Origin of the sequence: Streptomyces sp. NBC_01317, from assembly GCF_035961655.1 — a bacterium.
Lineage (GTDB): Bacteria > Actinomycetota > Actinomycetes > Streptomycetales > Streptomycetaceae > Streptomyces.
Genome location: NZ_CP108393.1, coordinates 6355042 through 6378194 on the forward strand (window position 1 = coordinate 6355042; position 23153 = coordinate 6378194).

General features: G+C 71.6%; 25 protein-coding genes. 18 read left to right on the forward strand and 7 right to left on the reverse strand.

What is annotated here, in order from left to right; all coding sequences use genetic code 11:
* Nucleotides 1–7 precede the first annotated feature (7 nt).
* From sufD to OG349_RS27625, 6 genes are read left to right on the forward strand one after another with little or no spacing between them, the layout of a single operon-like run.
* Entirely contained in the window at nt 8–1189 is a 1182-nt protein-coding gene (sufD, locus tag OG349_RS27600) for a Fe-S cluster assembly protein SufD (RefSeq protein ID WP_327237161.1), read from the forward strand.
* A gap of 2 nt (nt 1190–1191) precedes the next feature.
* The gene (locus tag OG349_RS27605; RefSeq protein WP_161310761.1) at nt 1192–1515 is read left to right on the forward strand and encodes a non-heme iron oxygenase ferredoxin subunit; all 324 of its coding nucleotides are present in this window, start codon (nt 1192–1194) and stop codon (nt 1513–1515) included.
* Between the two features lie 6 nt (nt 1516–1521).
* Nucleotides 1522–2286: a Fe-S cluster assembly ATPase SufC gene (gene sufC, locus OG349_RS27610; RefSeq protein ID WP_327237162.1), complete on the forward strand. Its 765-nt coding sequence runs from the start codon at nt 1522–1524 to the stop codon at nt 2284–2286.
* A complete protein-coding gene (locus OG349_RS27615) occupies nt 2283–3569 on the forward strand; it encodes a cysteine desulfurase (RefSeq protein WP_442806322.1) in 1287 nt (428 codons plus the stop codon). Before sufC ends, OG349_RS27615 begins: the two co-directional genes overlap by 4 nt.
* Nucleotides 3570–3579: 10 nt before the next feature.
* Nucleotides 3580–4080 (forward strand): Fe-S cluster assembly sulfur transfer protein SufU, encoded by a 501-nt coding sequence (sufU, locus tag OG349_RS27620; RefSeq protein ID WP_327237163.1) that lies wholly within the window; start codon nt 3580–3582, stop codon nt 4078–4080.
* Entirely contained in the window at nt 4077–4415 is a 339-nt protein-coding gene (locus OG349_RS27625) for a metal-sulfur cluster assembly factor (protein ID WP_161310764.1), read from the forward strand. The genes sufU and OG349_RS27625 overlap by 4 nt, the downstream gene beginning before the upstream one ends.
* A gap of 191 nt (nt 4416–4606) precedes the next feature.
* Here OG349_RS27625 and OG349_RS27630 read toward each other — a convergent pair whose 3' ends face one another.
* Entirely contained in the window at nt 4607–4795 is a 189-nt protein-coding gene (locus tag OG349_RS27630) for a hypothetical protein (RefSeq protein ID WP_327237164.1), read from the reverse strand.
* Between the two features lie 106 nt (nt 4796–4901).
* On the opposite strand from OG349_RS27630, the gene OG349_RS27635 reads away from it, so the two are divergent.
* The 4 genes from OG349_RS27635 (at nt 4902) to dapD (ending at nt 7175) form a co-directional block, all read left to right on the forward strand.
* On the forward strand, nt 4902–5222 hold the full coding sequence (locus tag OG349_RS27635; RefSeq protein WP_161310765.1) for a DMT family transporter: 321 nt from the start codon (nt 4902–4904) through the stop codon (nt 5220–5222).
* 28 nt (nt 5223–5250) lie between these two features.
* Nucleotides 5251–5787 (forward strand): TetR/AcrR family transcriptional regulator, encoded by a 537-nt coding sequence (locus tag OG349_RS27640; RefSeq protein WP_327237166.1) that lies wholly within the window; start codon nt 5251–5253, stop codon nt 5785–5787.
* An 83-nt stretch (nt 5788–5870) separates the two neighbouring features.
* Nucleotides 5871–6074, forward strand: a complete 204-nt coding sequence (locus tag OG349_RS27645; protein ID WP_327237167.1) for a hypothetical protein — start codon at nt 5871–5873, stop codon at nt 6072–6074.
* A gap of 102 nt (nt 6075–6176) precedes the next feature.
* Nucleotides 6177–7175: a 2,3,4,5-tetrahydropyridine-2,6-dicarboxylate N-succinyltransferase gene (gene dapD / locus OG349_RS27650; protein WP_327237168.1), complete on the forward strand. Its 999-nt coding sequence runs from the start codon at nt 6177–6179 to the stop codon at nt 7173–7175.
* A 69-nt stretch (nt 7176–7244) separates the two neighbouring features.
* Here the strand turns inward: dapD and dapA are convergent, their stop codons facing one another.
* Nucleotides 7245–8144, reverse strand: a complete 900-nt coding sequence (gene dapA, locus OG349_RS27655; RefSeq protein ID WP_327237169.1) for a 4-hydroxy-tetrahydrodipicolinate synthase — start codon at nt 8142–8144, stop codon at nt 7245–7247.
* 143 nt (nt 8145–8287) lie between these two features.
* Between dapA and OG349_RS27660 the strand changes: the two genes are divergently transcribed.
* The 3 genes from OG349_RS27660 to OG349_RS27670 all read left to right on the forward strand — a co-directional run bounded on the left by OG349_RS27660 (nt 8288) and on the right by OG349_RS27670 (nt 11399).
* Nucleotides 8288–8968: a hypothetical protein gene (locus OG349_RS27660; protein ID WP_327237170.1), complete on the forward strand. Its 681-nt coding sequence runs from the start codon at nt 8288–8290 to the stop codon at nt 8966–8968.
* Between the two features lie 49 nt (nt 8969–9017).
* The gene (locus OG349_RS27665; protein ID WP_442806323.1) at nt 9018–9593 is read left to right on the forward strand and encodes an SMI1/KNR4 family protein; all 576 of its coding nucleotides are present in this window, start codon (nt 9018–9020) and stop codon (nt 9591–9593) included.
* A gap of 300 nt (nt 9594–9893) precedes the next feature.
* Nucleotides 9894–11399, forward strand: a complete 1506-nt coding sequence (locus OG349_RS27670) for a hypothetical protein (protein ID WP_327237171.1) — start codon at nt 9894–9896, stop codon at nt 11397–11399.
* A 525-nt stretch (nt 11400–11924) separates the two neighbouring features.
* On the opposite strand, the gene OG349_RS27675 is transcribed toward OG349_RS27670, so the two are convergent.
* On the reverse strand, nt 11925–13139 hold the full coding sequence (locus OG349_RS27675) for a hypothetical protein (RefSeq protein ID WP_327237172.1): 1215 nt from the start codon (nt 13137–13139) through the stop codon (nt 11925–11927).
* Nucleotides 13136–14119, reverse strand: coding sequence for a 5-dehydro-4-deoxyglucarate dehydratase (locus OG349_RS27680; protein WP_327237173.1), 984 nt, complete (start codon nt 14117–14119; stop codon nt 13136–13138). Before OG349_RS27680 ends, OG349_RS27675 begins: the two co-directional genes overlap by 4 nt.
* Nucleotides 14120–14385: 266 nt before the next feature.
* On the opposite strand from OG349_RS27680, the gene OG349_RS27685 reads away from it, so the two are divergent.
* From OG349_RS27685 to OG349_RS27695, 3 genes are all read left to right on the forward strand, one after another.
* A complete protein-coding gene (locus tag OG349_RS27685; RefSeq protein ID WP_327237174.1) occupies nt 14386–15195 on the forward strand; it encodes an NAD-dependent epimerase/dehydratase family protein in 810 nt (269 codons plus the stop codon).
* An 82-nt stretch (nt 15196–15277) separates the two neighbouring features.
* Nucleotides 15278–15502, forward strand: a complete 225-nt coding sequence (locus OG349_RS27690) for a hypothetical protein (RefSeq protein WP_327237175.1) — start codon at nt 15278–15280, stop codon at nt 15500–15502.
* A 44-nt stretch (nt 15503–15546) separates the two neighbouring features.
* Nucleotides 15547–16743: a TerD family protein gene (locus tag OG349_RS27695; RefSeq protein WP_327238751.1), complete on the forward strand. Its 1197-nt coding sequence runs from the start codon at nt 15547–15549 to the stop codon at nt 16741–16743.
* A gap of 112 nt (nt 16744–16855) precedes the next feature.
* Here OG349_RS27695 and OG349_RS27700 read toward each other — a convergent pair whose 3' ends face one another.
* The gene (locus OG349_RS27700) at nt 16856–17083 is read right to left on the reverse strand and encodes a hypothetical protein (RefSeq protein ID WP_161311713.1); all 228 of its coding nucleotides are present in this window, start codon (nt 17081–17083) and stop codon (nt 16856–16858) included.
* A gap of 119 nt (nt 17084–17202) precedes the next feature.
* Nucleotides 17203–18621: an alkaline phosphatase PhoX gene (locus tag OG349_RS27705; protein ID WP_327238752.1), complete on the reverse strand. Its 1419-nt coding sequence runs from the start codon at nt 18619–18621 to the stop codon at nt 17203–17205.
* 99 nt (nt 18622–18720) lie between these two features.
* Between OG349_RS27705 and OG349_RS27710 the strand changes: the two genes are divergently transcribed.
* Nucleotides 18721–19500: an SDR family NAD(P)-dependent oxidoreductase gene (locus OG349_RS27710; protein WP_327237176.1), complete on the forward strand. Its 780-nt coding sequence runs from the start codon at nt 18721–18723 to the stop codon at nt 19498–19500.
* 688 nt (nt 19501–20188) lie between these two features.
* Here the strand turns inward: OG349_RS27710 and OG349_RS27715 are convergent.
* A complete protein-coding gene (locus OG349_RS27715; RefSeq protein ID WP_327237177.1) occupies nt 20189–21406 on the reverse strand; it encodes an MFS transporter in 1218 nt (405 codons plus the stop codon).
* Between the two features lie 195 nt (nt 21407–21601).
* Between OG349_RS27715 and OG349_RS27720 the strand changes: the two genes are divergently transcribed.
* Entirely contained in the window at nt 21602–23026 is a 1425-nt protein-coding gene (locus tag OG349_RS27720) for an NCS2 family permease (RefSeq protein WP_327237178.1), read from the forward strand.
* Nucleotides 23027–23153 lie beyond the last annotated feature (127 nt).

Below are 23153 nucleotides of genomic sequence, written 5' to 3' on the forward strand. Positions count from 1 at the left end.
GACAGCCATGGCTGAGGCTCAGAACATTCCGGCGGGCTCCACCACCGCCGGTTCGATCGCGGTGGCCGCCGAGTCGACCGTCGCCACGCGCATGAGCGCGCCCCCCTCCTTCGACGTGGCGGACTTCCCCGTCCCTCACGGCCGTGAGGAGGAGTGGCGGTTCACGCCGCTGGAACGGCTGCGTGGTCTGCACGACGGCACCGCCGTCGCCACGGACGGCAGCGTCACGGTCGAGGTGACCGCCCCTGACGGCGTCACCGTCGAGACCGTCGGCCGCGACGACGCGCGCATCGGCAAGGCCGGTACGCCGGTGGACCGGATCGCCGCCCAGGCGTACTCCTCCTTCGAGAAGGCCTCGGTCGTCTCGGTGGCCAAGGAGACCGTCCTGGCCGAACCGATCAGGATCGACGTCCACGGCGAGGGCGGCACCGCCTACGCGCACCAGGTCATCGAGCTCGGCGCGTTCGCCGAGGCCGTCGTGGTCATCGACCACACCGGCGACGCGGTCCTCGCCGGGAACGTCGACTACCTGATCGGCGACGGCGCGAAGCTCACCGTCGTCTCCGTCCAGGACTGGGACGACAAGGCCGTCCACGTCGCCCAGCACAACGCGCTGGTCGGCCGGGACGCCTCCTTCAAGTCGATCATCGTCACCTTCGGCGGCGATCTCGTACGGCTCCACCCGCGCGTCCAGTACGCGGGCCCCGGCGGCGAGGCCGAACTGTTCGGCCTCTACTTCACCGACCGAGGCCAGCACCAGGAGCACCGCCTCCTGGTCGACCACAACGCGCCGAACTGCAAGTCCAACGCCGCCTACAAGGGCGCGCTCCAGGGCCAGGACGCCCACGCCGTCTGGATCGGCGACGTGCTCATCCGCGTCATGGCCGAAGGCACCGACACGTACGAGATGAACCGCAACCTCGTCCTCACGGACGGCGCCCGGGTCGACTCCGTGCCGAACCTGGAGATCGAGACCGGCGAGATCGCCGGCGCCGGACACGCCTCGGCGACCGGCCGGTTCGACGACGAACAGCTCTTCTATTTGATGTCACGCGGCATCCCGCAGGCCGAGGCACGCCGCCTCGTCGTCCGTGGCTTCTTCGCCGAGCTGGTCCAGCAGATCGGACTGCCCGACGTCGAGGAGCGCCTGCTCACGAAGATCGAGACGGAGCTGGAGGCGGCGCTGTGAGCGTGCCGACCACCTTCGTCCGCGTGTGCGGCCTCGGCGAGCTGGAGGAGGACACCCCGAAGCGGGTGGAACTCGACGGCACGCCCGTCGCCGTCGTCCTCACCGAGGGCGAGGTGTTCGCGATCAACGACATCTGCTCGCACGCGAACGTGTCGCTCTCGGAGGGCGAGGTCGAGGACTGCATGATCGAGTGCTGGCTGCACGGCTCCAGCTTCGACCTCCGTACCGGCAAGCCGTCGAGTCTTCCCGCGACGCGCCCCGTCCCCGTATACCCCGTACAGATCCAAGGGGACGATGTGCTCGTCTCCGTCACCCAGGAGTCCTGAGCCCCTATGGCTACGCTTGAAATCACCGACCTGCACGTCACCGTCGAGGCGGAGGGCGGCCCCCGCGAGATCCTCAAGGGCGTCGACCTGACCGTCAAGCAGGGCGAGACGCACGCCATCATGGGCCCCAACGGCTCCGGCAAGTCGACCCTCGCGTACTCGCTGGCGGGCCACCCCAAGTACACGATCACCGGCGGCACGGTGACCCTCGACGGCGAGGACGTCCTCGCGATGACCGTCGACGAGCGCGCCCGCGCCGGCCTCTTCCTCGCCATGCAGTACCCCGTCGAGGTCCCCGGCGTCTCCGTGTCGAACTTCCTGCGGACGTCGGCCACCGCGATCCGCGGCGAGGCCCCCAAGCTGCGCACCTGGGTGAAGGAGGTCCGGGAGACCATGGAACGCCTCCAGATGGACCCGGCCTTCGCCGAGCGCAACGTCAACGAGGGCTTCTCCGGCGGCGAGAAGAAGCGCCACGAGATCCTCCAGCTCGAACTGCTCAAGCCGCACATCGCGATCCTCGACGAGACCGACTCCGGCCTCGACGTGGACGCCCTGCGGGTCGTCTCCGAAGGCGTCAACCGCGTCAAGGAGACCGGCGAGGTCGGCACCCTGCTGATCACGCACTACACGCGGATTCTCCGCTACATCAAGCCCGACTTCGTGCATGTCTTCGCCCAGGGCCGTATCGCCGAGTCCGGCGGCGCGGAGCTGGCCGACAAGCTGGAGAACGAGGGCTACGAGGCGTACACGAAGGGTGGCGTCACCGCGTGACACAGCTGCCGGGCCTCCTCACACCGACGAGCACGCCGTCGAGCCGGCTGCTCGACGAGGCGATCCGCAAGGACTTCCCCCTGCTGGATCGTGTGGTCCATGACGGGAAGAAGATCGTTTACCTGGACAACGCGGCGACGTCCCAGAAGCCGCGCCAGGTGCTCGACGCCCTCAACGAGTACTACGAGCAGCACAACGCCAATGTCCACCGTGGCGTGCATGTGCTCGCCGAGGAGGCCACGGCGCTGTACGAGGGCGCGCGCGACAAGGTCGCCGCCTTCATCAACGCGCCCAGCCGCGACGAGGTCATCTTCACCAAGAACGCCTCGGAGTCGCTCAACCTCGTGGCCAACATGCTCGGCTGGGCCGACGAGCCCTACCGGGTGGACCACGAGACCGAGATCGTCATCACGGAGATGGAGCACCACTCCAACATCGTGCCGTGGCAGCTGCTCTCACAGCGCACCGGCGCGAAGCTGAAGTGGTTCGGCCTCACCGACGACGGCCGGCTCGACCTCTCGAACATCGACGAGATCATCACCGAGAAGACGAAGATCGTCTCCTTCGTGCTGGTGTCCAACATCCTCGGTACGGTCAACCCGGTCGAGGCGATCGTCCGGCGGGCGCAGCAGGTCGGCGCCCTGGTCCTGATCGACGCCTCGCAGGCCGCGCCGCACATGCCGGTGGACGTCCAGGCCCTCCAGGCCGACTTCGTGGCCTTCACCGGCCACAAGATGTGCGGTCCCACCGGCATCGGCGTCCTCTGGGGCCGCCAGGAGCTGCTGGAGGACCTCCCGCCGTTCCTGGGCGGCGGCGAGATGATCGAGACCGTGTCGATGCACTCGTCCACGTACGCCCCCGCGCCGCACAAGTTCGAGGCGGGTACGCCCCCGATCGCCCAGGCCGTCGGCCTCGGCGCGGCCGTGGACTACCTCTCCGCGATCGGTATGGACAAGATCCACGCCCACGAGCAGGCGATCACCGAGTACGCGGTGCGGCGCCTGCTGGAGGTGCCCGACCTGCGGATCATCGGCCCGGCCACGGCCGAGGAGCGCGGCGCCGCGATCTCCTTCACCCTGGGAGACATCCACCCCCACGACGTGGGGCAGGTGCTCGACGAACAGGGCATCGCGGTCCGGGTCGGCCACCACTGCGCGCGGCCGGTCTGCCTGCGGTACGGAATTCCGGCGACCACGCGGGCGTCTTTCTATCTGTACTCCACACCCGCCGAGGTCGACGCTCTGGTCGAAGGGCTGGAGCACGTCCGTAACTTCTTCGGATGAGGACTGAGCCGTGAAGCTGGATTCGATGTACCAGGACGTCATCCTGGACCACTACAAGCACCCCCACGGGCGCGGTCTGCGGGACGGCGACGCCGAGGTGCACCATGTCAATCCGACCTGTGGTGACGAGATCACCCTGCGGGTGCGGTACGAGGGCTCGCTGATCGCGGACGTCTCGTACGAGGGCCAGGGCTGCTCCATCAGCCAGGCCAGCGCCTCCGTACTGAACGACCTCCTCGTCGGCAAGGAGCTGGCCGAGGCGCAGAAGATCCAGGGCACCTTCCTGGAGCTGATGCAGTCCAAGGGCCAGCTGGAACCGGACGACGCGATGGAAGAGGTGCTGGAGGACGCGGTCGCGTTCGTCGGCGTCTCGAAGTACCCGGCACGCGTCAAGTGCGCCCTGCTGAGCTGGATGGCCTGGAAGGACGCGACGGCCAAGGCCCTCGCGGCCGCCCCGGCCGGTGGCCAGGACGACGGCCCGAACGACCGCCCGACGAAGGAGACGGCATGAGCGACAACGAGACCGTGACCATGACCCCCGCCTCCGAGGAGGAGGTCCGCGAGGCCCTGTACGACGTGGTCGACCCCGAACTGGGCATCGACGTCGTCAACCTCGGACTGATCTACGGCATCCACATCGACGACGCCAACATCGCCACCCTGGACATGACCCTGACGTCGGCGGCCTGCCCGCTGACCGACGTGATCGAGGACCAGGCGAAGTCGGCGACGGACGGCATCGTCAGCGAACTCAAGATCAACTGGGTCTGGATGCCGCCGTGGGGCCCGGACAAGATCACGGACGACGGCCGCGAGCAGCTGCGCGCGCTGGGCTTCAACGTCTGAGGCGTATCACTGGCGCAGTGCTTCCGAGGGCCCCCGACCTGTCCGGTCGGGGGCCCTCGTGTAGGTCCGGGGGGCTTCGGACAGGTACGCGGCCCGGGGACGCGGGCGGACGCCTGGGGCCAGAGCGGGCGGAAGGTGACCGGGCGGCCCAGGACGGCGTACTGGACGACCGCCGGGCAGGGCGGCCGTGGTCAGCGCGGTCGCCGCCGGCACCGCCACCAGGGCGACGGCGCCGACACCGCGCACCGCGACCAGCGGCCCGGCGGACCGGTCCACTCCGCGTTCAGGTCGCCGACGGTGGACAGGCCCGCGCCGGCCACGGCGATGCCCACCGCCACGCCGACCACCAGCGCCGCCGGGCCGTACGCCGCGCAGGCCACTGTCCGGTCCCCGCCTCGCGCTCACGTTCGAACGCCACGCCGTAGCGGGTCGGGCAACGGGCGACGGTGTGTACGCTCGTACGCATCGATGTGTACACTCGTACGCATGGGATATGGACTGCTCGCCGGGGCGATAGCGGCGGAGGTGGCCGGTACGACGGCCATGAAGTACAGCGAGGGATTCACCAGGCTCTGGCCCTCGCTGCTGACCGTGGCCGGCTACCTGATCGCCTTCAGCCTGCTCGCGCAGACGCTCAAGACCCTTTCCATCGGCACGGCCTACGCGATCTGGGCCGGCACCGGCACCGCCGCGATCGCCGCCATCGGCATGATCTTCATGAACGAGTCGGCGGGGCCCGTCAAGATCGCCGGGCTCGCCCTGGTGATCGCCGGGGTGGTTGTCCTCAACCTCGGAGGAGCCCACTGATGAGCCGCCACCCCGGAGGTGCCCGACGATGAGCCGCCGCTACGACCCCGACCGGCGCCAGCGCATCACCGACGCCGCGCTGCGGGTGGTCGGGAACAGCGGGATCGCCGGGCTCAGCCACCGGACCGTGGCCGCCGAGGCCGACGTGCCCCTCGGCTCCACGACGTACCACTTCGCCTCCCTGGACGAGATGCTGGCCGCCGCCCTGCGGCAGGTCAACGAAGGCTTCGCGGCGGCCGTACGGGACAGCGAGGCCCTCGCCGACCCGGCGTCCGACATGGCGGCGGAGCTGGCCAGGATCATCGGGGAGTGGCTCGCCGGGGACCGTACGGGCGTGGAGCTGGAGTTCGACCTCTACCTCGCGGCCCTGCGCAGGCCCGTATTGCGGCCGGTCGCCGCCGAGTGGGCCGACGCGGTCGCCGAGATCCTGGCGCGGCGCACCGACCCCGTCACGGCGCGGGCGCTGGTCGCGCTGATCGACGGGATCTGCCTTCAGGTGCTGCTCACGGACGCGGTGTACGACGCGGCGTACGCGCGCGAGATGCTGGGGCGGCTCATCCCCTGACATCCCCTGATCCTGCGCCGGTCCGTCCGCGATCCTTCGGGTGCGCCGGTCCCGGTGTGCTGTCCCGGCGGTAGGTTGGGCCGGTGAGCATCCCTCCCTCGGGTCCCGAGATCACCTACGCCGAGTGCAGGCAGTGCGGCACGCTGATCGCCGGGCTGGACGGCCGCTACAGCTGCGGGGTCTGCGGCTGGGTCAACCACCACTCCGAGGGCCACCGCGAACTGCCGAGCGCCGAGGACGACGTCGACCACCCGGCGGGCGGCGCCGAGGGCAACAGGCTGAGCTGACGCCGACGCACCCTGTGCCGTGACGGGGCGGTCGGGCTGTGACGGGCCGGTCGGGCTGGGACCGGTTGGCCCGAGCGGGCCCGGGACGGTTAGGTTCAGGGCATGACCGACACGTCTTCCTCCCCTTCCCCCCGTACCACCGGCGCCGCCGCCGCCGGGCTCGCCACGCTCACCGAGGACGGGACCGTCCTCGACACCTGGTTCCCCGCGCCCGAACTCCTCGCCGAGCCGGGCCCGGCCGGCACGGAGCGGCTGTCCGCCGCGCGCGCCGCGGAACTGCTCGGGGAAGGCGCGGCCAAGGCCGTCGGACCCGACCCGCGCCGCGGGGTCGAGGTGGTCGCCGTCCGTACGGTCATCGCCTCGCTCGACGACAAGCCGCTCGACGCGCACGACGCGTACCTCCGCCTCCACCTGCTCTCCCACCGCCTGGTCCCGCCGCACGGCCAGAGTCTCGACGGGCTGTTCGGCGTGCTCGCCAACGTCGCCTGGACCTCGCTCGGCCCGGTCCCCGTGGACGGGCTGGAGGCGGCGCGGCTCAACGCCCGCGCGGAGGGGCTGCACCTCCAGGTGACCTCGGTGGACAAGTTCCCCCGCATGACCGACTACGTGGCGCCCAAGGGCGTCCGGATCGCCGACGCCGACCGGGTGCGCCTCGGCGCGCACCTCGCCGCCGGGACGACCGTCATGCACGAGGGCTTCGTCAACTTCAACGCGGGCACGCTCGGCACGTCCATGATCGAGGGGCGGATCTCCGCCGGAGTGGTCATCGGTGACGGCACCGACATCGGCGGCGGCGCCTCCACGATGGGCACGCTCTCCGGCGGCGGCAAGGAGCGCATCGTCATCGGCGAGCGCTGCCTGATCGGCGCGGAGGCGGGCATCGGCATCGCGCTCGGCGACGAGTGTGTGGTCGAGGCGGGGCTGTACGTCACGGCCGGTACGCGCGTCACGCTGCCCGACGGACAGATCGTCAAGGCGCGCGAGCTGTCCGGCGCGAGCAACATGCTCTTCCGCCGGAACTCGGTCACGGGCACGGTCGAGGTCCGGCCGAACAACGCGGTCTGGGGCGGCCTCAACGACATCCTGCACCAGCACAACTGACGCGGTGCGCGGCGGAGTTCGTACCACCGGCTGAGTTCGTACGGTCTCCGGAGCCGTACCGCGGAGGGTTCAGCCCCGCACCGCGTGCAGCAACTCCCCGTACGTGGCCAGCAGCCCGTCGGCCGTCTCCCGGCCGGCGGGCAGCAGCGGTTCGCGGACCGGGCCCGCCGGCAGCCCCAGGCCGTCGAGGAGCGCCTTCGCGGTGACGGTGCCCGGCAGGCCGGACGCCATCATCGACTCGACCAGCGGCAGGGTGAGTTGGTTGAGCCGTACGGCCTCGGCGTGGGCGCCGGAGTCGTACGCGTCGAGCACCGCCCGCATCTGCCGGGGCGCGACACCCGCCACCGTACTGACGTATCCGGCGCCGCCGACCGCGTACAGCGGCAGGTTCAGCTCCTCGCAGCCCGAGTAGTACGCGAGTGAGGTCCGGGCGATCGCCAGGGAGCTGCCGAGCAGGTCGTACGCGCAGTCCTTCACCGCCACCACCCGGGGATGGGCGGCGAGCGCCAGCATCGTGGCGGGCTCGATACGGATGCCCGTGCGGCCCGGGATGTCGTACAGCATGAGCGGCAGGCCCGTCGCGTCCGCGACCCGCAGGAAGTGCGCCTTCACGGCGGCCTGCGGAGGGCGGCTGTAGTACGGCGTCACGACCAACAGGCCGTCCGCGCCCGCCTGTTCGGCCTCACGCGCCAGCGCGACGGTGTGCGCTGTGTCGGCGCTGCCCACCCCCGCCACCACATGGGCGCGGTCGCCGACCTCCTCGCACACGACCCGGACGAGCGCGGTCTTCTCCGCGTCCGTGGTGGTGGGGGACTCCCCGGTGGTGCCGTTCAGGACCAGTCCGTCGCATCCTTCGGCCACCAGACGCGCCGCGAGTTCGCGGGCGCCGTCCAGGTCCAGGGCGCCGGTGGCGGTGAACGGGGTGATCATCGCGCACAGAGCGCGGCCGAACGGACGCGGAGTGGTCATGTGCGCAGTGTCCGCCGTTCCACCGTGAAGGTCCACTTAGATTTTCTTGCGTCCACGATGAAGTAACACTGAACGGACGGCTGTCCGACATTGGCGTCGAATGGGGATCGATAACGTGTTCGGAATGGGGCAGGATGCACGGCATGACTCGTTCGCTCCGCGCTCCACTGCTCCTGCTGGCACTGACCCTCGCACTCGCGTCGGCCGGCTGCGGTACGGAGAAGGCGGGCACGGCGGACGACGGCGGCAAGCCCGACGCGTCCGCGGACCCCACCGCGCCGACGACCGCCCCCGCCGCCGACCGGGCCGGACTGGAGGCGCGGGCGCGGTACACGCAGTCCGCGATCGAGCTGATCCGGGTGACCGACGTCCCCGGCTTCGCCGTCGCCCCGCAGTCCGTCGGCGTCCTCGGTGACGACGGCTTCCACAGCGTGTACGTCACCCCGCAGGGCGGCACCCGGATCGAACTGGCCGTGGAACGCGGCACGCTGACCGCGAGCACCTGCCCGGGCACCCCCGTCGACGGGACGCGCGAACCCGTCGCGTGCGAGAAGGACGGCTCGGCCTGGTACCGCACATCCGGCCAACTCCACGAATACGCACGGCCCGAGGCCGGCCACGTCGTACGCCTCACCGCCCGGCGCGACACCGTGGACCGCGACACCCTGCGCCGCGCCGCGGCCGCCGCCCGCCCCGCGAACGACGCGGAGCTGGACGCGCTGCTGCCCAAGAACCTCCCGACCGCGCCCGTGGAGCGGGGCGATCTGCCGCCCGTGGGCGACGGGGCACCGAACAACTCGGTGCCGGAAGGGGCGTCGGGCTGACCGGTGCGCCGATGGTCCACAACTGTCCCGCACTGGTCCAATGGAGAACATGGAGAGTATGGACAACGAACACGCCGACAGGGGCGAACTGGACGCGCTACGCGCGGCTTTCCCGGCGGAGCACTGTCTGCCACCGCTGGGCTGGGACGGGGTCCGCGCCTTCGAGCGCGACCACGACATCGTCCTCCCGGAGCCGTACCGCACGCTGGTCGCGGAGATATGCGACGGATGCAGCGAGGGACCACCCGACATCGACGGGCTCATACCGCTGGCGGCGCTGCCCGCCGACTGGGGCCCCGACGAGACCCAGCGGGTGCTCGCCGAGCCCTTCCCGCTGACCGAGGCCTGGGTGTGGGAGGACGACCCACGCCCGTACGAGGAGATAGAGCCGCTGATCGACGCGGTCAGCAACCACGGCAGCGTGGTGCTGGGCACGGACGGCTGCGGCATGTACTGGCATCTTGTCGTCACCGGCCCGCAGCGGGGCCGGCTCTGGAACATCAGCGACGTGGGCGCGGCACCGTTCGGGGCGGTGTTCGGGGCCACGGCCGCGGGTGACGGATTCGCCGGCTGGGTCGGACTCTGGTCCACCACCCGCCGGCCCTGGTACGACGTCGTGGTCTGACCGACCATTACCGCCTCGGGAGCGTTGAGTTCCACCGCACGTCACGGTCGGACTTCAGGGTCGGACCGGGTGATGAGGGCGCGCGTCAGGGGGTGCGCGCCGACAGGCCATCACCGGGAACGCGCGTGGCCACCGCTCCCGAGAACACCACTCCGGGGTGCCGGCCCCCAGGATCGGCCGGGGCGCCCGGTGAGCCGGTGGCGAGGGGCCGGATACGTCTACGCTGGGGGCCGCCCCCGACCGTGTACGCCGCGCCGGGGGCCCCGCCCCGACCGTGTACGCCGCGAGGAGAACCACCAGATGCCCGGAGATCGCACCTCCCTGCCGCCGGTGCGGCTGCCCTCGGACGCGGAGCTGGCGCGGGACGCGCTCGCCGCGCCGCTGCTCGCCCGCGCCGTACGCCTCGCCCGCTGGGCGGGACCCGGCACACGGGTCGGCGCCGGCGGCGAACTCGTCGACGAACAGCTGCCGGCCGCGGCGGAGGTGCTCGGGCTCGAACTCGGCGAACTCGGCGACGACCTGGAGGAGGGGGACGGCGAGGCGTACGCCAGCGAGGCGTGGCGTGTGGCCGTCGACACGGGGCTGGTGGCGGTGGAGGACGCGGAGGCCTCAGGCGAGAGGGCCTCCGAGGGGGCCTCCGCGGAGGGTGACGAGACCGGCCGCGTCAGCGCGGGCGCGCAGCTCGGGCTGATCACCTCCGGGGCCCCGCAGGACATCCTGCCGCTGTGGGTGGAGGCCCTCGACGTGGTCTTCGCCGACGCGACCGCGCCCATCCTGGACGACCTGGCCGCCGTCATCGACGACGACGGCGAGATCGACTTCGACGCGCTCGACTGGGACCCGGAGGCGGAGGCGGAGTTCCTGGAGGGCGTCCTCGGCAACCTCTACCTGCTCACCGTCGCGGACGGCGGCGCGGCCGAGGGGGCCGTACCGCTGCCCGTGCTCGCCGCGTCGATGATCGTCCCCGACGACATGGGCGAGCCGACCGACGACATCCTGGAACAGGTCTCCGAGGCGATGATGCGGCTGGACGACCAGTTCCAGCTGCTGGAGCCGATCGGGCTCGTCACGTACACCCCCGTGGACGAGGCCCTCATGGTCGAGGACGCGGAGGGAGCCGAATCGGCCCTGCCCGTCGACGAGGACGACGTCTCCCGGTACGGCCTGGTCCGGCTGACGCCCCTCGGCCTCTACGGGATCAGGTCCCGCATGCTGGAGGCCGGCGTGGACGCGCCGGCGGTCGGCGACCTCGCCGACAAGGACGCCCGCGCGCTGCTGGACGGGATCGCGCACTTCCCCGAGCTGTCGGCGCGCGCGGAGACCGAACAGTGGCTGGCCCGCCGCGCCCCCGCCGACGCGGCGCGCGACCTGCTCATGGCGGCCCGCGGCACGGACCCGGGGGCGCCGCTGCGCCGCCTCCACTGCCAGCAGGCGCTCTCCCTGGTCGGCGCGGAGGCGGAGCCCGCGGTGCGGGAGGTCCTGGACTCCCCGGAACTGGGCGGCCTCGCCCGCGTGTGGCTCGCGGAGCTGGGGGCGGGGGAGGTGCCGGCGCCGCCGGAGTCGATGATCTTCTGGCTCGCCATCGACACGATTGCCGCGCAGTTGTCGGCGGAGGGGGAGCCGGACGAGCTCCAGGAGCTCGTGGAGGGGCTGGTGGGGCAGCACAGTGGGTTCTTCGACGCGGCGTGGCGGGTGGAGCATCCGGCTACGGCGGACGTCCTTGAAGCGATGGGGCGGTTGCATCGGGACCGGGGGGTGTCGAAGGAGGCGCGCAAGGCGGCGTTTCGCGCGAGGTCGCGGGCCTGATCTTTGCCTTTCGCCCGGTGACCGGTTGCGCTTACTGATGTCCTCAATCGCCGGACGGGCTGGGTTTGTCGTGGTGGCGGGGGGTGGGGCCTGCGGAGGTACGTATGTCCGGACTGCATGTTTTACGGCGCCTCAGGGACTTGTTTGGTTCACCGGTAGTCATGCGCCACAAAACACGCTTTACGTCCGGACACACGCACCTCCTCCGACCCCACCCCCCTCACGCCGCCGGGAACGTGAACGACCCCCCGCCTGGGGTGGGCCGGGTAGTGAGGCGGGCGTGGAAGGGGGACGGGCAGGGGTCGTGTCCGGAACGTAGAGCGTGTTTTGTGTCGCGTGGCTACCGGTGAACTGAACAAGGTCCCGAACGCGACGTAAAACATGCAGTGCAGGACACGACCCCTGCCCGGCCCCCGGCGACAACCCGCACCCAGGCCACCGGGCCGCAGCGGGCACAATCAAGCCCGTCCGGCGATTGAGGACAATCAGTAACCCGCACCCGAGCGCACCGGGCAGACGCACCAATCAAGCCCGTCCGGCGATTGAGGACAACACGGACAAGGCCGAGGACACCGCCGCGAGGTCCTCCGCGGACGCCAGCCCCCCGTGGTACAGGCGAAGCTCCGTCGCGCCCAAGGTCAGCGCCAGCGAAGCGTCCCGCTCCAACGACCCCGGCGCGCCCCCCATCCCGCTCACGACAGTGAAGTTCGCCGCCAGTACGGACGACCCCACGGCGTGGGGCGTGAACGCCGGGAGCAAGCGGGCCGCCGCACCGCCCGTGCACGGCAGGACCACCCCGTCCGCCACGCCCAGGACGTGCGCCGGGTCCACCCCGGCGTTCGCGCCCGTGTGGTACGGGACGGGATCCGCGTGCAGCAGCACCTGGAAGTCCGGGCGCCCCGCGGCCCGAGCGGCCGCCCGCACCGCCGCGACCGCCGACTCCTGGAGCGTACGGGCCACTCCGCCACGCCACGCGAAGGTGACGGCCGCCAGCTCCGCGCCGAGGAGCTTTTCGATGCCCGCCACACCGGCCTCGGTGGCGCCCACAACAGAACCGGCCCACACGGGCCGAAGCGCCCCCCGCACCGCCGCCGCCAGGGCCTCCGGCGAAACGCCCGACTCCGCGTACCCCGCCCCGCACACGTCGCAGAAGCACAGCGACATCAGGTACTGCGCCGCCTCGTCCAGGCCGACGCCCCCGATCTTGTCGTGCGCGTGCAGATGCGCCAGCCCGTACCACCCGCACGACTCCAGCTCCGTACCGCCCGCCCCGGGCCGTACCGCCGCCTCCGCCGCCAGCGCGACCAGGTACGCCGCGACGGCGGGCCGCGCGATGCAGGGCGCCCAGGGGTAGCGGTCCCCGTACGCGTTGACCACGGACGTGTCGGGACGCTCCGCGCCCAGGCGGGAGTTGTGCGCGAGGACCACCCAACTGTGCACCTCCAGCCCCGCGTCGGCGAGCGCCGCCGCCGCCTCGCCGTACGCGTCGCCGGGCGCCCAGGCCCCCGCGGCGTACGGCCGCAGCTCGTGCCCCGCCCAGCGGGCCTCGTCCACGGGGTAGAGGACCGAGGCGTGTTCGGCCGTGACGATCCGGTGGCGCGGGTGGCGCGGGGTCAGCGCGCGGGTGGAGTGGTACGCGGAGGCCAGCGTGACCTGCTGGACGCCGAGGTCCGCGATCCGGCGTGCGGCGTCCGGGTCGCCCACCACGTCCCAGGGGTAGAGGAACACGGAGGTCTTCACGCGTCGCCCCCCGAAACGGCGTCGGTCCCGGTGCCGGGGGCGCCGTCCGCCAGCAGCGCGCGGCCCCGCTCGATGAGCGCCGCCAGTTCCTTGACGTGCAGCCCCAGTGGCTCGCTCAGCGGCGGCCGCACCTCGCCGACGTCGAGCCCGCCGAGCCGTACCCCCGCCTTGACCAGCGAGACGGCGTACCCCCGCCCCTGGTTGCGCAGTTCGACGAGCGGTACGTAGAAGCCGTCGAGGAGCCGGTTGGCCGTCACGTCGTCGCCGCTGTTCAGCGCCCGGTGGAAGGCGAGGGCGATGTCGGGGGCGAAGGCGAAGACGGCGGAGGAGTACAAGGTGATGCCGATGCCCCGGTAGGCCAGGCCGGTGAGTTCGGCGGTGGGCAGCCCGTTGAAGTAGAGGAACTCCCGTCCGGGCAGCTCGCGGCGGACGGTGCTGACGATCCGCTGCATCAGGTCGAGGTCCCCGAAGCCGTCCTTGAGGCCGATGATGCCGTCCACCTGCGCCAGCGCGACGGCGGTCTCGGGGGTGAAGACGGCGTTGTCCCGCTGGTAGACGATGGTCTCCAGCGAGGTGGCCCCGGCCAGCTCGGTGTAGTGGCGCAGCAGGCCCTCCTGGTCGGCGACGACCAGGTAGGGCGGCATGGCGAGCAGCCCGTCCGCGCCGGCCTCCTCGGCGAGCTTCGCGTACTGGATCGCGAGGGCGGTGCCGTAGCCCGCGCCGGCCACGACGGGCACCTCCCCGGCGGTCTCCTCCACGGCGGCGGCGACGCAGTCGCGGAACTCCCCGGGGGTGAGGGCGTGGAACTCGCCCGTGCCGCAGCAGGCGAACACCGCCGCGGCTCCCGCGTCGACGCCCCCTCTGACGTGCGCGCGGAACGCGTCGAGGTCGAGTGTGCCGTCGGGACCGTACGCGGTGACGGGGAAGAACAGCGGCCCCTCCACTCGGGTGAGTCGGGCGGCGAGCGGGGCTGAGGTCACGGGGCGCTCCCTGGGCCGTGCACCGGGCGCTCACCGCCCGTGCACAATTCTGATCGATGTCCATATCTCTGAACACGACCACGCTAGGGCAGCCGCGCGGCGCAGGTCAAGACAGGAAACAGCAACCAGGAGGCGGATCACTCCCCGCCACGCAAGACTTGACGGTACGGAGGGGCACTCCTTAGCGTGTCCATGCATGTGAATACCGTCTACGGATCTGAGTCCGGTGACAGGCCGCCGACCGTACCGCCGAGGAGACCGCGCCCATGCCCGCACCCCGCACCGTCCTGCTCACCGGCGCCGCCGGCGGCCTCGGCACCCTGATGCGGGGCCTGCTGCCCGCGTACGGCTACGAACTGCGCCTCTTCGACTCCCGGCCCGTCGAGGGCGAGCCGGACGCCCTCACGGCCGATCTGGCGGACAAGGACGCGCTGCGGGAGGCCGTGGACGGCGTCGACGCGATCATCCACCTCGCGGGCATCTCCCTGGAAGCCTCCTTCGACAAGATCCTCAAGGCCAACATCGAGGGGACGTACAACCTGTACGAGGCGGCCCGCGCGGCCGGGATCCCGCGCACGGTCTTCGCCTCCAGCAACCACGCGGTCGGCTTCACCCCGCGCCCCCAGGGCGACGACCCGCTGATTCCCGTCGACACCCCGCGCCGGCCCGACACGTACTACGGCCTGTCCAAGTGCTTCGGCGAGGACCTCGCGCAGCTCTACTGGGACCTGCACGGCATGGAGACCGTCTCCGTCCGGATCGGCTCCTGCTTCGCCGAGCCGGCCTCCGTACGGATGCTGTCCGTATGGATGAGCCCCGCCGACGGCGCCCGGCTCTTCCACGCCGCGCTCACCGCCGAGGACGTCGGCCACACCGTCGTGTACGGCTCCTCCGCCAACACCCGGCTGTGGTGGGACCTGTCCGGCGCGCGGGCGCTGGGGTACGACCCCCAGGACGACTCGGAGCCGTACGCCGCCAAGCTCATCGCCGAACAGGGCGAACTGGACCCGGCCAACCCGGACCACGCGCACCTGGGCGGGCACTTCACGACGCACCCGCCCCAATGGCCCCACTGACGCCGGCGGCGGCCCCGCCGGGGGAGGCGGCCCCCCCCGAAAACCGGGCGACAGTGACGTGCCCTACGGGCACCATGGCGGTATGCCCAGGCCCTTCGGATTCAGCTACGAGCGACGGGGTGACGGCACGGTCGTCATCACCCACCGCGGGCGCGCCGCCGCGACGCTGCGCGGCGCCCGGGCGGAGAAGTTCCTGGCCGAGGCGGAACAGGGCGACGCCCAGCTCGTCATGGCCCGCTGGACGGGCGCGTACAAGTTCGGGAACGAACGCGTCGCGCGCGAACATTCGCGCAATCGGCGTAGGTAAGGGAACGGCAAAGCCGGGTCGCTCGTTACGACGGCATGACAGCTATGACCCCCGGCTCGAACATCCCTCTTCCCACCGCCCACGTGGCGGTGGACGTCACCGCTCCGGTGCGGCTCGACGTATCGGGCCTGCTGCTCACCGCCGACGGCAAGGTGCGCTCCGACGACGACTTCATCTTCTACAACCAGCCCGCGGGCCCCGGCGTGAGCTACCGCTCCGGCGGCGGTACGGCCCCGGACGCCATCGTCGTCGACACCGGCTCCGTGCCGGCCGGCATCGAGAAGATCGTCGTCACGGCGAGCCCGGACGCGGCGGGGCAGAGCTTCCAGGGCATCGAGCCCACGGCGACGGTCCGCGACGCGGCCGACGGCAGCGTGCTCGCCACCTTCACACCCCCGCAGCTCGGCGCCGAGACCGCGCTGGTGATCGTCGAGGTCTACCTGCGCAACGGCGCCTGGAAGGTCCGCGCCGTCGGGCAGGGGTACGCGAACGGGCTGGCCGGGATCGCCACCGACTTCGGCGTCTCCGTGGAGGAGCCCGCCGCCGCGCCCGCCCCCGCGCAGGCCCCGCCCGCGCGCGCGGCCGACCCGCGCGTGTCCGCGCCCCCCGCCCCCGCGGCCCCGCCCGCACCGCAGGCCCCGGCGCCCTCCGCGCCCGGCTCCGGCAAGATCAACCTCGACAAGGGCCGCGTCAGCCTCCAGAAGAACCAGACCGTCTCCCTGGTCAAGGGCGGCCGCCCGCTGCTCAGCAAGGTCAAGATGGGCCTCGGCTGGGAGCCCGCGTACGGCGGCAAGGACATCGACCTCGACGCCTCCGTCATCGCCTACGGCCCGGACCGCAAGCACCTGGACAGCTGCTACTTCGGCCGGCTGTCCATCCTCAACGGGGCGATCAAGCACTCCGGGGACAACCTCACCGGAGAGGGCGCGGGGGACGACGAGGTGATCGTCGTCGACCTCGGCAGGCTGCCCGCCGAGGCGACCGGCCTGGTCTTCACCGTGAACTCGTTCACGGGCCAGAAGTTCAACGAGGTGGCCAAGGCCTACTGCCGGCTGATCGACGCGGCCACCGACGAGGAACTGGTGCGCTTCGACCTGACCGGGGCCGAGCCGCAGACCGGCGTGATGATGGCCAAGCTGATCAAGCAGTTCTCCGGCGAGTGGGAGATGACCGGCCTCGGGGAGTTCGTGAAGTCCCGTACGGTCCGCGGCATGGTGAAGCCCGCGGCGAAGATCCTCTGAGCCCGGGAGGCCGTCCCGGGACCCTCAGGACGGCGTCCGGAACGCCCAGCGGGCCGCCACGGTCTCGACGACCGGTGGCGGCCCGGGGGCTCGGCCTTCTCCAGGCTCCGCTTCAGAGCTTGGTCAGTTTGGAAAAGGGGGTCAGGATCCTTCCCTGGCGCCCCGAGAAATCGATGAGCACGGCGTGTTCGCCCTCGACTCCGATGACTCTTCCCAGCCCGAACTGGTCGTGGGAGACGCGGTCTCCGACATCGAACTGCTCGGGCGGGGGTGAGGCCGGGCCTTGGCGGTTGAAGGGACTGGACGGCAGGTGGCGCCGGGATCCGGCTGACTTTGTCATTACTTGGAGTATGCGCCCAAGGGGCCCCGCCGCGCCATGCCCGACCGCCGACCGGCCCGCCGGATCACCCGTTCCAGGGCCCTGCCGGGGGTCCCCGGAGCCCCGCGCGGGCCGCCCGGTCAGCGCCGGGGCGAACGCCGCCAGGGGCCGGTGACGGCCAGCATGATCCCCGGCTCCTGGATGTTGGCGTACAGGACGGCGCCGTCCGGAGAGAACACGACACCCGTGAATTCGCTGTCGTTGAGGTCGTTGCGCGCGAGGGGGTACGTGACCCCGCTCTCCGTCGCCCCGAAGAGATGCTGGACCCCCTCGCCGTCCTCCGCGAGGATCAGCCCGCCGTACGGCGAGACGGTGATGTTGTCCGGGCCGTCGAAGGCCCCGTCCCGGTCCGGGTCCGTGTTGACCCCCAGCAGCACCTTGAGGGTGAGCGTGCGGCGCCGGGGATCGTAGAACCAGACCTGCCCGTCGTGCGGGCGGCCGGGGCTCTCGTCGCGGGCGTACGAGGAGACGACGTACGCGCCCCCGTCCGCCCACCACATGCCCTCCAGCTTCCTGGCGCGGGTTACGTCCCCGTCGTCGAACTGCTCCCGCACCTCGACGGTCCGCGCCTGCCGGTCGGGCACCTCCAGCCAGTCCACGCCGTAGACCGTGCCGATCTTGGTCGCGCGCGAGAGGTCGTCCACGAAGCGCCCGCCCGCGTCGAAGCAGCGCGGAGCCTGGAGGACCCCCGCGTCGTCGGCGAGGTGACGGAGCCTGCCCCGGCCGTGCGCGAAGCCCTTCGGCGGGACCCAGCGGTAGAGCAGTCCGTTGGGGCCGTCCGCGTCCTCCGTCAGATAGGCGTGCCCGGTGCGCGGGTCGACCACGACGGCCTCGTGCTCGAACCGGCCGAACGCCTTGACCGGCCGGGGGTCGCGGTTGGCCCCGCGGTCGTACGGGTCCACCTCGAAGACAAAGCCGTGGTCCTTGGTCATCCCGTTCTGGCCGGCCCGGTCGGCGTTCTCCTCGCACGTCAGCCACGTGCCCCAAGAGGTCCGGCCGCCCGCGCAGTTCGTGGAGGTGCCGGCGATGCCGACCCACTCGGCGGTACGGCCGTCGCGGTGCGTCTCCACGACGGTGCAGCCGCCGGCCGCCGCCGGGTCGTACACCAGCCCCTCGGCCAGCGGCACGGGGTACGGGTGGTCGGAGCGCGGGCCGTCCAGCTCGTGGTTGTTGACCAGCAGCGTCGTACCGCGCGGGCCGTCGAACGTGGCGGTGCCGTCGTGGTCCGACGGCGTGAACTCGCCGGTCTCCAGCCGGGTGACCCCGCTGTGGGTGAGGACGCGGTACGAGAACCCCTCCGGCAGCGCGAGCATCCCGGCGGGGTCGGGGAGCAGCGGCCCGTACCCCGGCTGCGGCGCGGGTCCGCAGGACACCTCCGGCGCGTCCTCGGCGGCGAGGGCGCCGGGGGCGGTCGCGAGGGCTCCGGCGGCGCCCGTGAGGACGAGGCCGGCGCCGGTGAGGACGGACTTCCCGGAGAATTCCCTGCGGGTCAGCGGCATCGCGGTGGCCTCCTGGGGCGTGGGGGTGTGGGAGAACACGGTCGCGTGCGCGTATAAACAGCGGTTGAACAGCGTCCGACGTCCGAAAGGCCCGCGTCCATGAACCTGCCGGTGACGTCTCTGCCCGCGACCGGTCGCCGTGTGCTCGTCAGCGGGGCCTCGCGGGGGCTCGGCCGCGCGGTGACCCAGGCCTTCGCCGCCAATGGCGACGTGGTCGCCGTCCACCACGGGACCCGCCTCGCCGATGCCCGGCTCACGCTGGAGTCCCTGTCCGGTACGGGCCACGTGCTGGTCGGCGGCGACCTCTCGGACCCGGCGGAGGCGGCACGGGTCGCGGACGAGGCGGCGGACGCCTTGGGCGGGATCGACGTCCTGGTCAACAACGCGGCGGTCAACGAACGGCATCCGCTCCCGACGACGTCGTACGAGGAGTGGACGGAGATCTGGCAGCGCCACCTGTCCGTGAACGTCCTCGCCACGGCGCTGCTCAGCCATCGGGCGGCGCGGAACATGATCGACCGGGGGGTGGCGGGCCGGATCGTGAACATCGGCTCACGCGGGGCGTACCGGGGTGAGCCGGACCACCCCGCCTACGGCGCGACGAAGGCGGCGGTGCATGCGATGGGGCAGTCCCTGGCGGTGTCCCTGGCCCCGTACGGCATCGGGGTGGCGTCGGTGGCGCCCGGCTTCTTCGAGACAGAGCGGGTGGCGGGGCGGTTGTCGGGGCCGGAGGGGGAGGGGATCCGGGCGCAGAGTCCGTTCGGGCGGGTGGGGACGGTCAGGGAGGTGGCGGGGGCGGTTTTCTGGTTGGCGTCGGCGGGGGCGGAGTGGTCGTCGGGAACGGTCCTGGACCTCAACGGAGCGTCGCACCTCCGGTGAGGGGTGCGGGTTACTGATTGTCCTCAATCGCCGGACGGGCTTGGTTGTGCCCGCTGCGGGCCGGCTTCTATGCGCGGGCCGGTTGCCGGGGGCCGGGCAGGGGTCGTGTCCTGCACTGCATGTTTTACGTCGCGTTCGGGGACTTCGGACATTCACGGTAGTCACGCGACACAAAACACGCTTTACGTTCCGGACACGACCCCTGCCCGTCCCCCTTCCAGGCCCGCGTCAAGACAACCCCCGGCCCGTCCGGCCTTGGAGACCACCGGGGCACCATCCAGCCCGTCCGGCGTTTGAGGACATCGGTAACCCGCACTCGCGTACCGGGCAGAGGCCACCATCCAGCCCGTCCGGCGTTTGAGGACATCAGTAAGCCGCGTTCGCCCACCGGGCGCCAGGAGCTCCCCGCAGCGGGGGGTCGTTCGGCTCTCCCTCGGCGTGAGGGGGGTGGGGTCGGAGGAGGTGCGTGTGTCCGGACGTAAAGCGTGTTTTGTGGCGCATGGCTACCGTGAATGTCCGGGGTCCCCGAACGCGCCGTAAAACATGCAGTCCGGACATACGTACCTCCGCAGGCCCCACCCCCCGTCACCACGACACACCCAGCCCGTCCGGCGCTTGAGGACATCAGTGAGCCGCGCCCGCGCCCCGGGCAGAGGCCAACCCAAGCCCGTCCGGCGCTTGAGGACAATCAGTGTGCCGCGCCCACCACCTGGCGGCGGACAACAGCCCACGCCGTCGCCAGACCCACCACGCAGGCCGCGAGGAGCAGCGCGCCCACGTCCACGACCGCCACCAGGCCCGCGCCCAGCGCCAGCGCCACCGCGTTCGGTGCGTAGATCAGCGTCGTCGCGGTCGCGGACACGCGGCCCAACACCGCCCCCGGAACCTCCCGCTGCACCGCGGTCATCGCCGCGATCAAGACGCACGGCAGCCCCGCCCCCACCCCCGCCGCGCTCGCCAGGACCGCCGCGTCGTGCGGGAGGGCCCGTAGCCCCAGGGACACCGCGAACACCGCGATCCCCGCCGCCGCGAACACCCGTTCCGGGAGCCGGCGGAGCAGTGGGCCCGCCAGGAGGCCGATCAGGACGGAACCGGCGCCCTGCACCGCGTACAGCACGCCCACGTACGCGGGGGAGCGGCCGAGGCCCTCGTCTACCACCGCGTAGATCACCGCGCCGTTGAGCCCCGCCAGCAGCATCGTCACCGCCGCGGCCAGCACGAGGGGGCCTACGGCCGGGGTGTCCCGGAGCCGCCGTATCCCCTCCGCCGTCGCGGACCGCCGGCCGCCCCCGCGCGAAGGAACGGGCGGGGAAACAGGAGACTCCCGCACCCGCATCCGCGCGAACAGCCCCGCCGCCAAGGCGAACGTCGCCGCGTCCAGGAGGGCCACCGTACCCCCGCCGAACCGCGCGTACAGTGCCGCGCCCGCCAGCGGAGCCAGGAGCTTCATGCCCTCGTTGGCCGTCGTCCGCAGGCCGTTGAACCCGCCCAGCAGCCGCTGGTCGACCACCCCGGCGATCAGCGCCGTCTCCGCCGCGTCCATGACCACCCCGGTCATCCCGTACACGAACAGCACGGCGAAGAGGATCCAGATCCGGTCCGCCGAGCCGACGGCGAGGAGTGCCGTCAGCAGGAGCGCCATCCCCAGGTTGCAGACGATCAGCAGCGGCCGCCGCCGCACCCGGTCGGCGATCCCGCCCAGCACCGGCCCCACCAGCGTCGGCGCCCACATCGCGAAGACGGTCAGCGCCGCCAGACTGTCCGAGCCGGTCAGGGACTTGACCCAGATCCCGGCGGTCAGCCACATCGCCGAGGTGCCGAATCCGGACACCACCACCCCGGCCAGGTACAGCCCCGCGTTGCGGTCCCGCAGTACCCCGCCAGCACGTTTTCCTTTACGTCGCATGGCGTCAGGGTGGTGGCTGAGGAGGGGGCCCGGCATGGGGCAACCGCCCTATCCCGGGCCTCAGAAAGGACGCGGAAGGGCCTCGGAAAGATGTCGCGCCGGACAACGCTTAACACCCTGAAAACCTGAACCGTCCCTGACAGGTGGACAATCCCCCCTACCCCCCGCGACCGTCCGACCCCGGCGAGGAGCCCCATGTCAGGCCAGGCAGCACACGAGAACGGCAGTGCCGTGGACCGGTACTTCAAGATCAGCGAGCGGGGTTCGACCTACGCCCGGGAGATACGCGGCGGCTTCGCCACGTTCTTCACGATGGCCTACATCCTCGTGCTCAACCCGATCATCCTCGGCAGCGCCGAGGACAAGTTCGGCGCCCACCTCTCCGGGCCCCAACTGGTCACCGCCACTGCGCTGGTCGCCGCCGTCATGACCGCGATCATGGGGCTCGGCGGCAATCTGCCGCTCGCCATCGCGGCCGGCCTCGGCCTCAACGCCGTGGTCGCCTTCCAGCTCGCCCCGCTGATGAGCTGGCCCGACGCGATGGGCCTGGTGGTGCTGGAAGGGCTGCTGATCTGCGTCCTGGTCGTCACCGGGCTGCGCGAGGCCGTCATGAACGCCATCCCGCAGTCCCTCAAGCAGGCCATCAGCGTCGGCATCGGGCTCTTCATCGCGTTCATCGGCTTCATCGACGCGGGCTTCGTCACCCGGATCCCCGGTGACACCGGCTCCGTACCCGTGCAACTCGGCGCCACCGGCCACCTCTCGGGCTGGCCCGTCCTGGTCTTCTGCCTCGGGGTGCTCCTCACCCTCGCGCTCGTGGCCCGCAAGGTGAAGGGCGCGATCCTCCTCGGCATCGTCGTGACGACCCTCGTCGCCGTCCTCATCAACGAGATCGCCGACATCAAGCCCGCCGCGTGGGGGCTCACCGTGCCGTCCGTCCCCGACGACCTCGTCGCCGCACCGGACTTCGGGCTCATCGGCTCCTTCAGCCTCTTCGGCGCCTTCCAGCAGATCGGCGTGGTCACCCTCGTCCTGCTGGTCTTCACCCTCATCCTCAGCGACTTCTTCGACACCATGGGCACCGTCGTCGGCGTCTCCAACGAGGCCGGGCTCCTCGACGAGAACGGCAAGGTCCCGCACCTCGGCCGCGTCCTGCTCATCGACGGCGCGGCGGCGGTCGCGGGCGGCGCGGCCTCCGCCTCCTCCAACACCGCGTACATCGAATCGGCCGCGGGCGTCGGCGAAGGCGCCCGTACCGGCTTCGCCTCCGTCGTCACCGGCGCCCTGTTCGGCCTCTCGCTCTTCCTCGCGCCACTCGCGCTGGTCGTCCCCGCGCAGGCGGCGGCGCCCGCGCTCATCGTGGTGGGCTTCCTGCTGATGTCGCAGGTCCGGCACATCGACTGGGAGAAGTACGAGATCGCCGTCCCGGCCTTCCTGACGATCGCCGTCATGCCGTTCACGTACTCCATCACCAACGGCATCGGCGCCGGCTTCGTCGCGTACGTCGTCATCAAGACGGTGCTGGGCAGGGCGCGTGAGGTGCACTGGCTGCTCTGGGCCACCGCCGCCCTGTTCGTCGTCTACTTCGCGATCGACCCGATCGAGCAGTGGATCGGCTGACCGGCCCGACTGGGTGAGGCGGCAGGTAACGGCCGTGCAGGTCATGAGCGTTCTCCGTAACGCACGTGAAGCGTGTGCTCAACGAGGCAGTCATCGACGGGTGATGGAGTCGCGCACTGCACCCCCC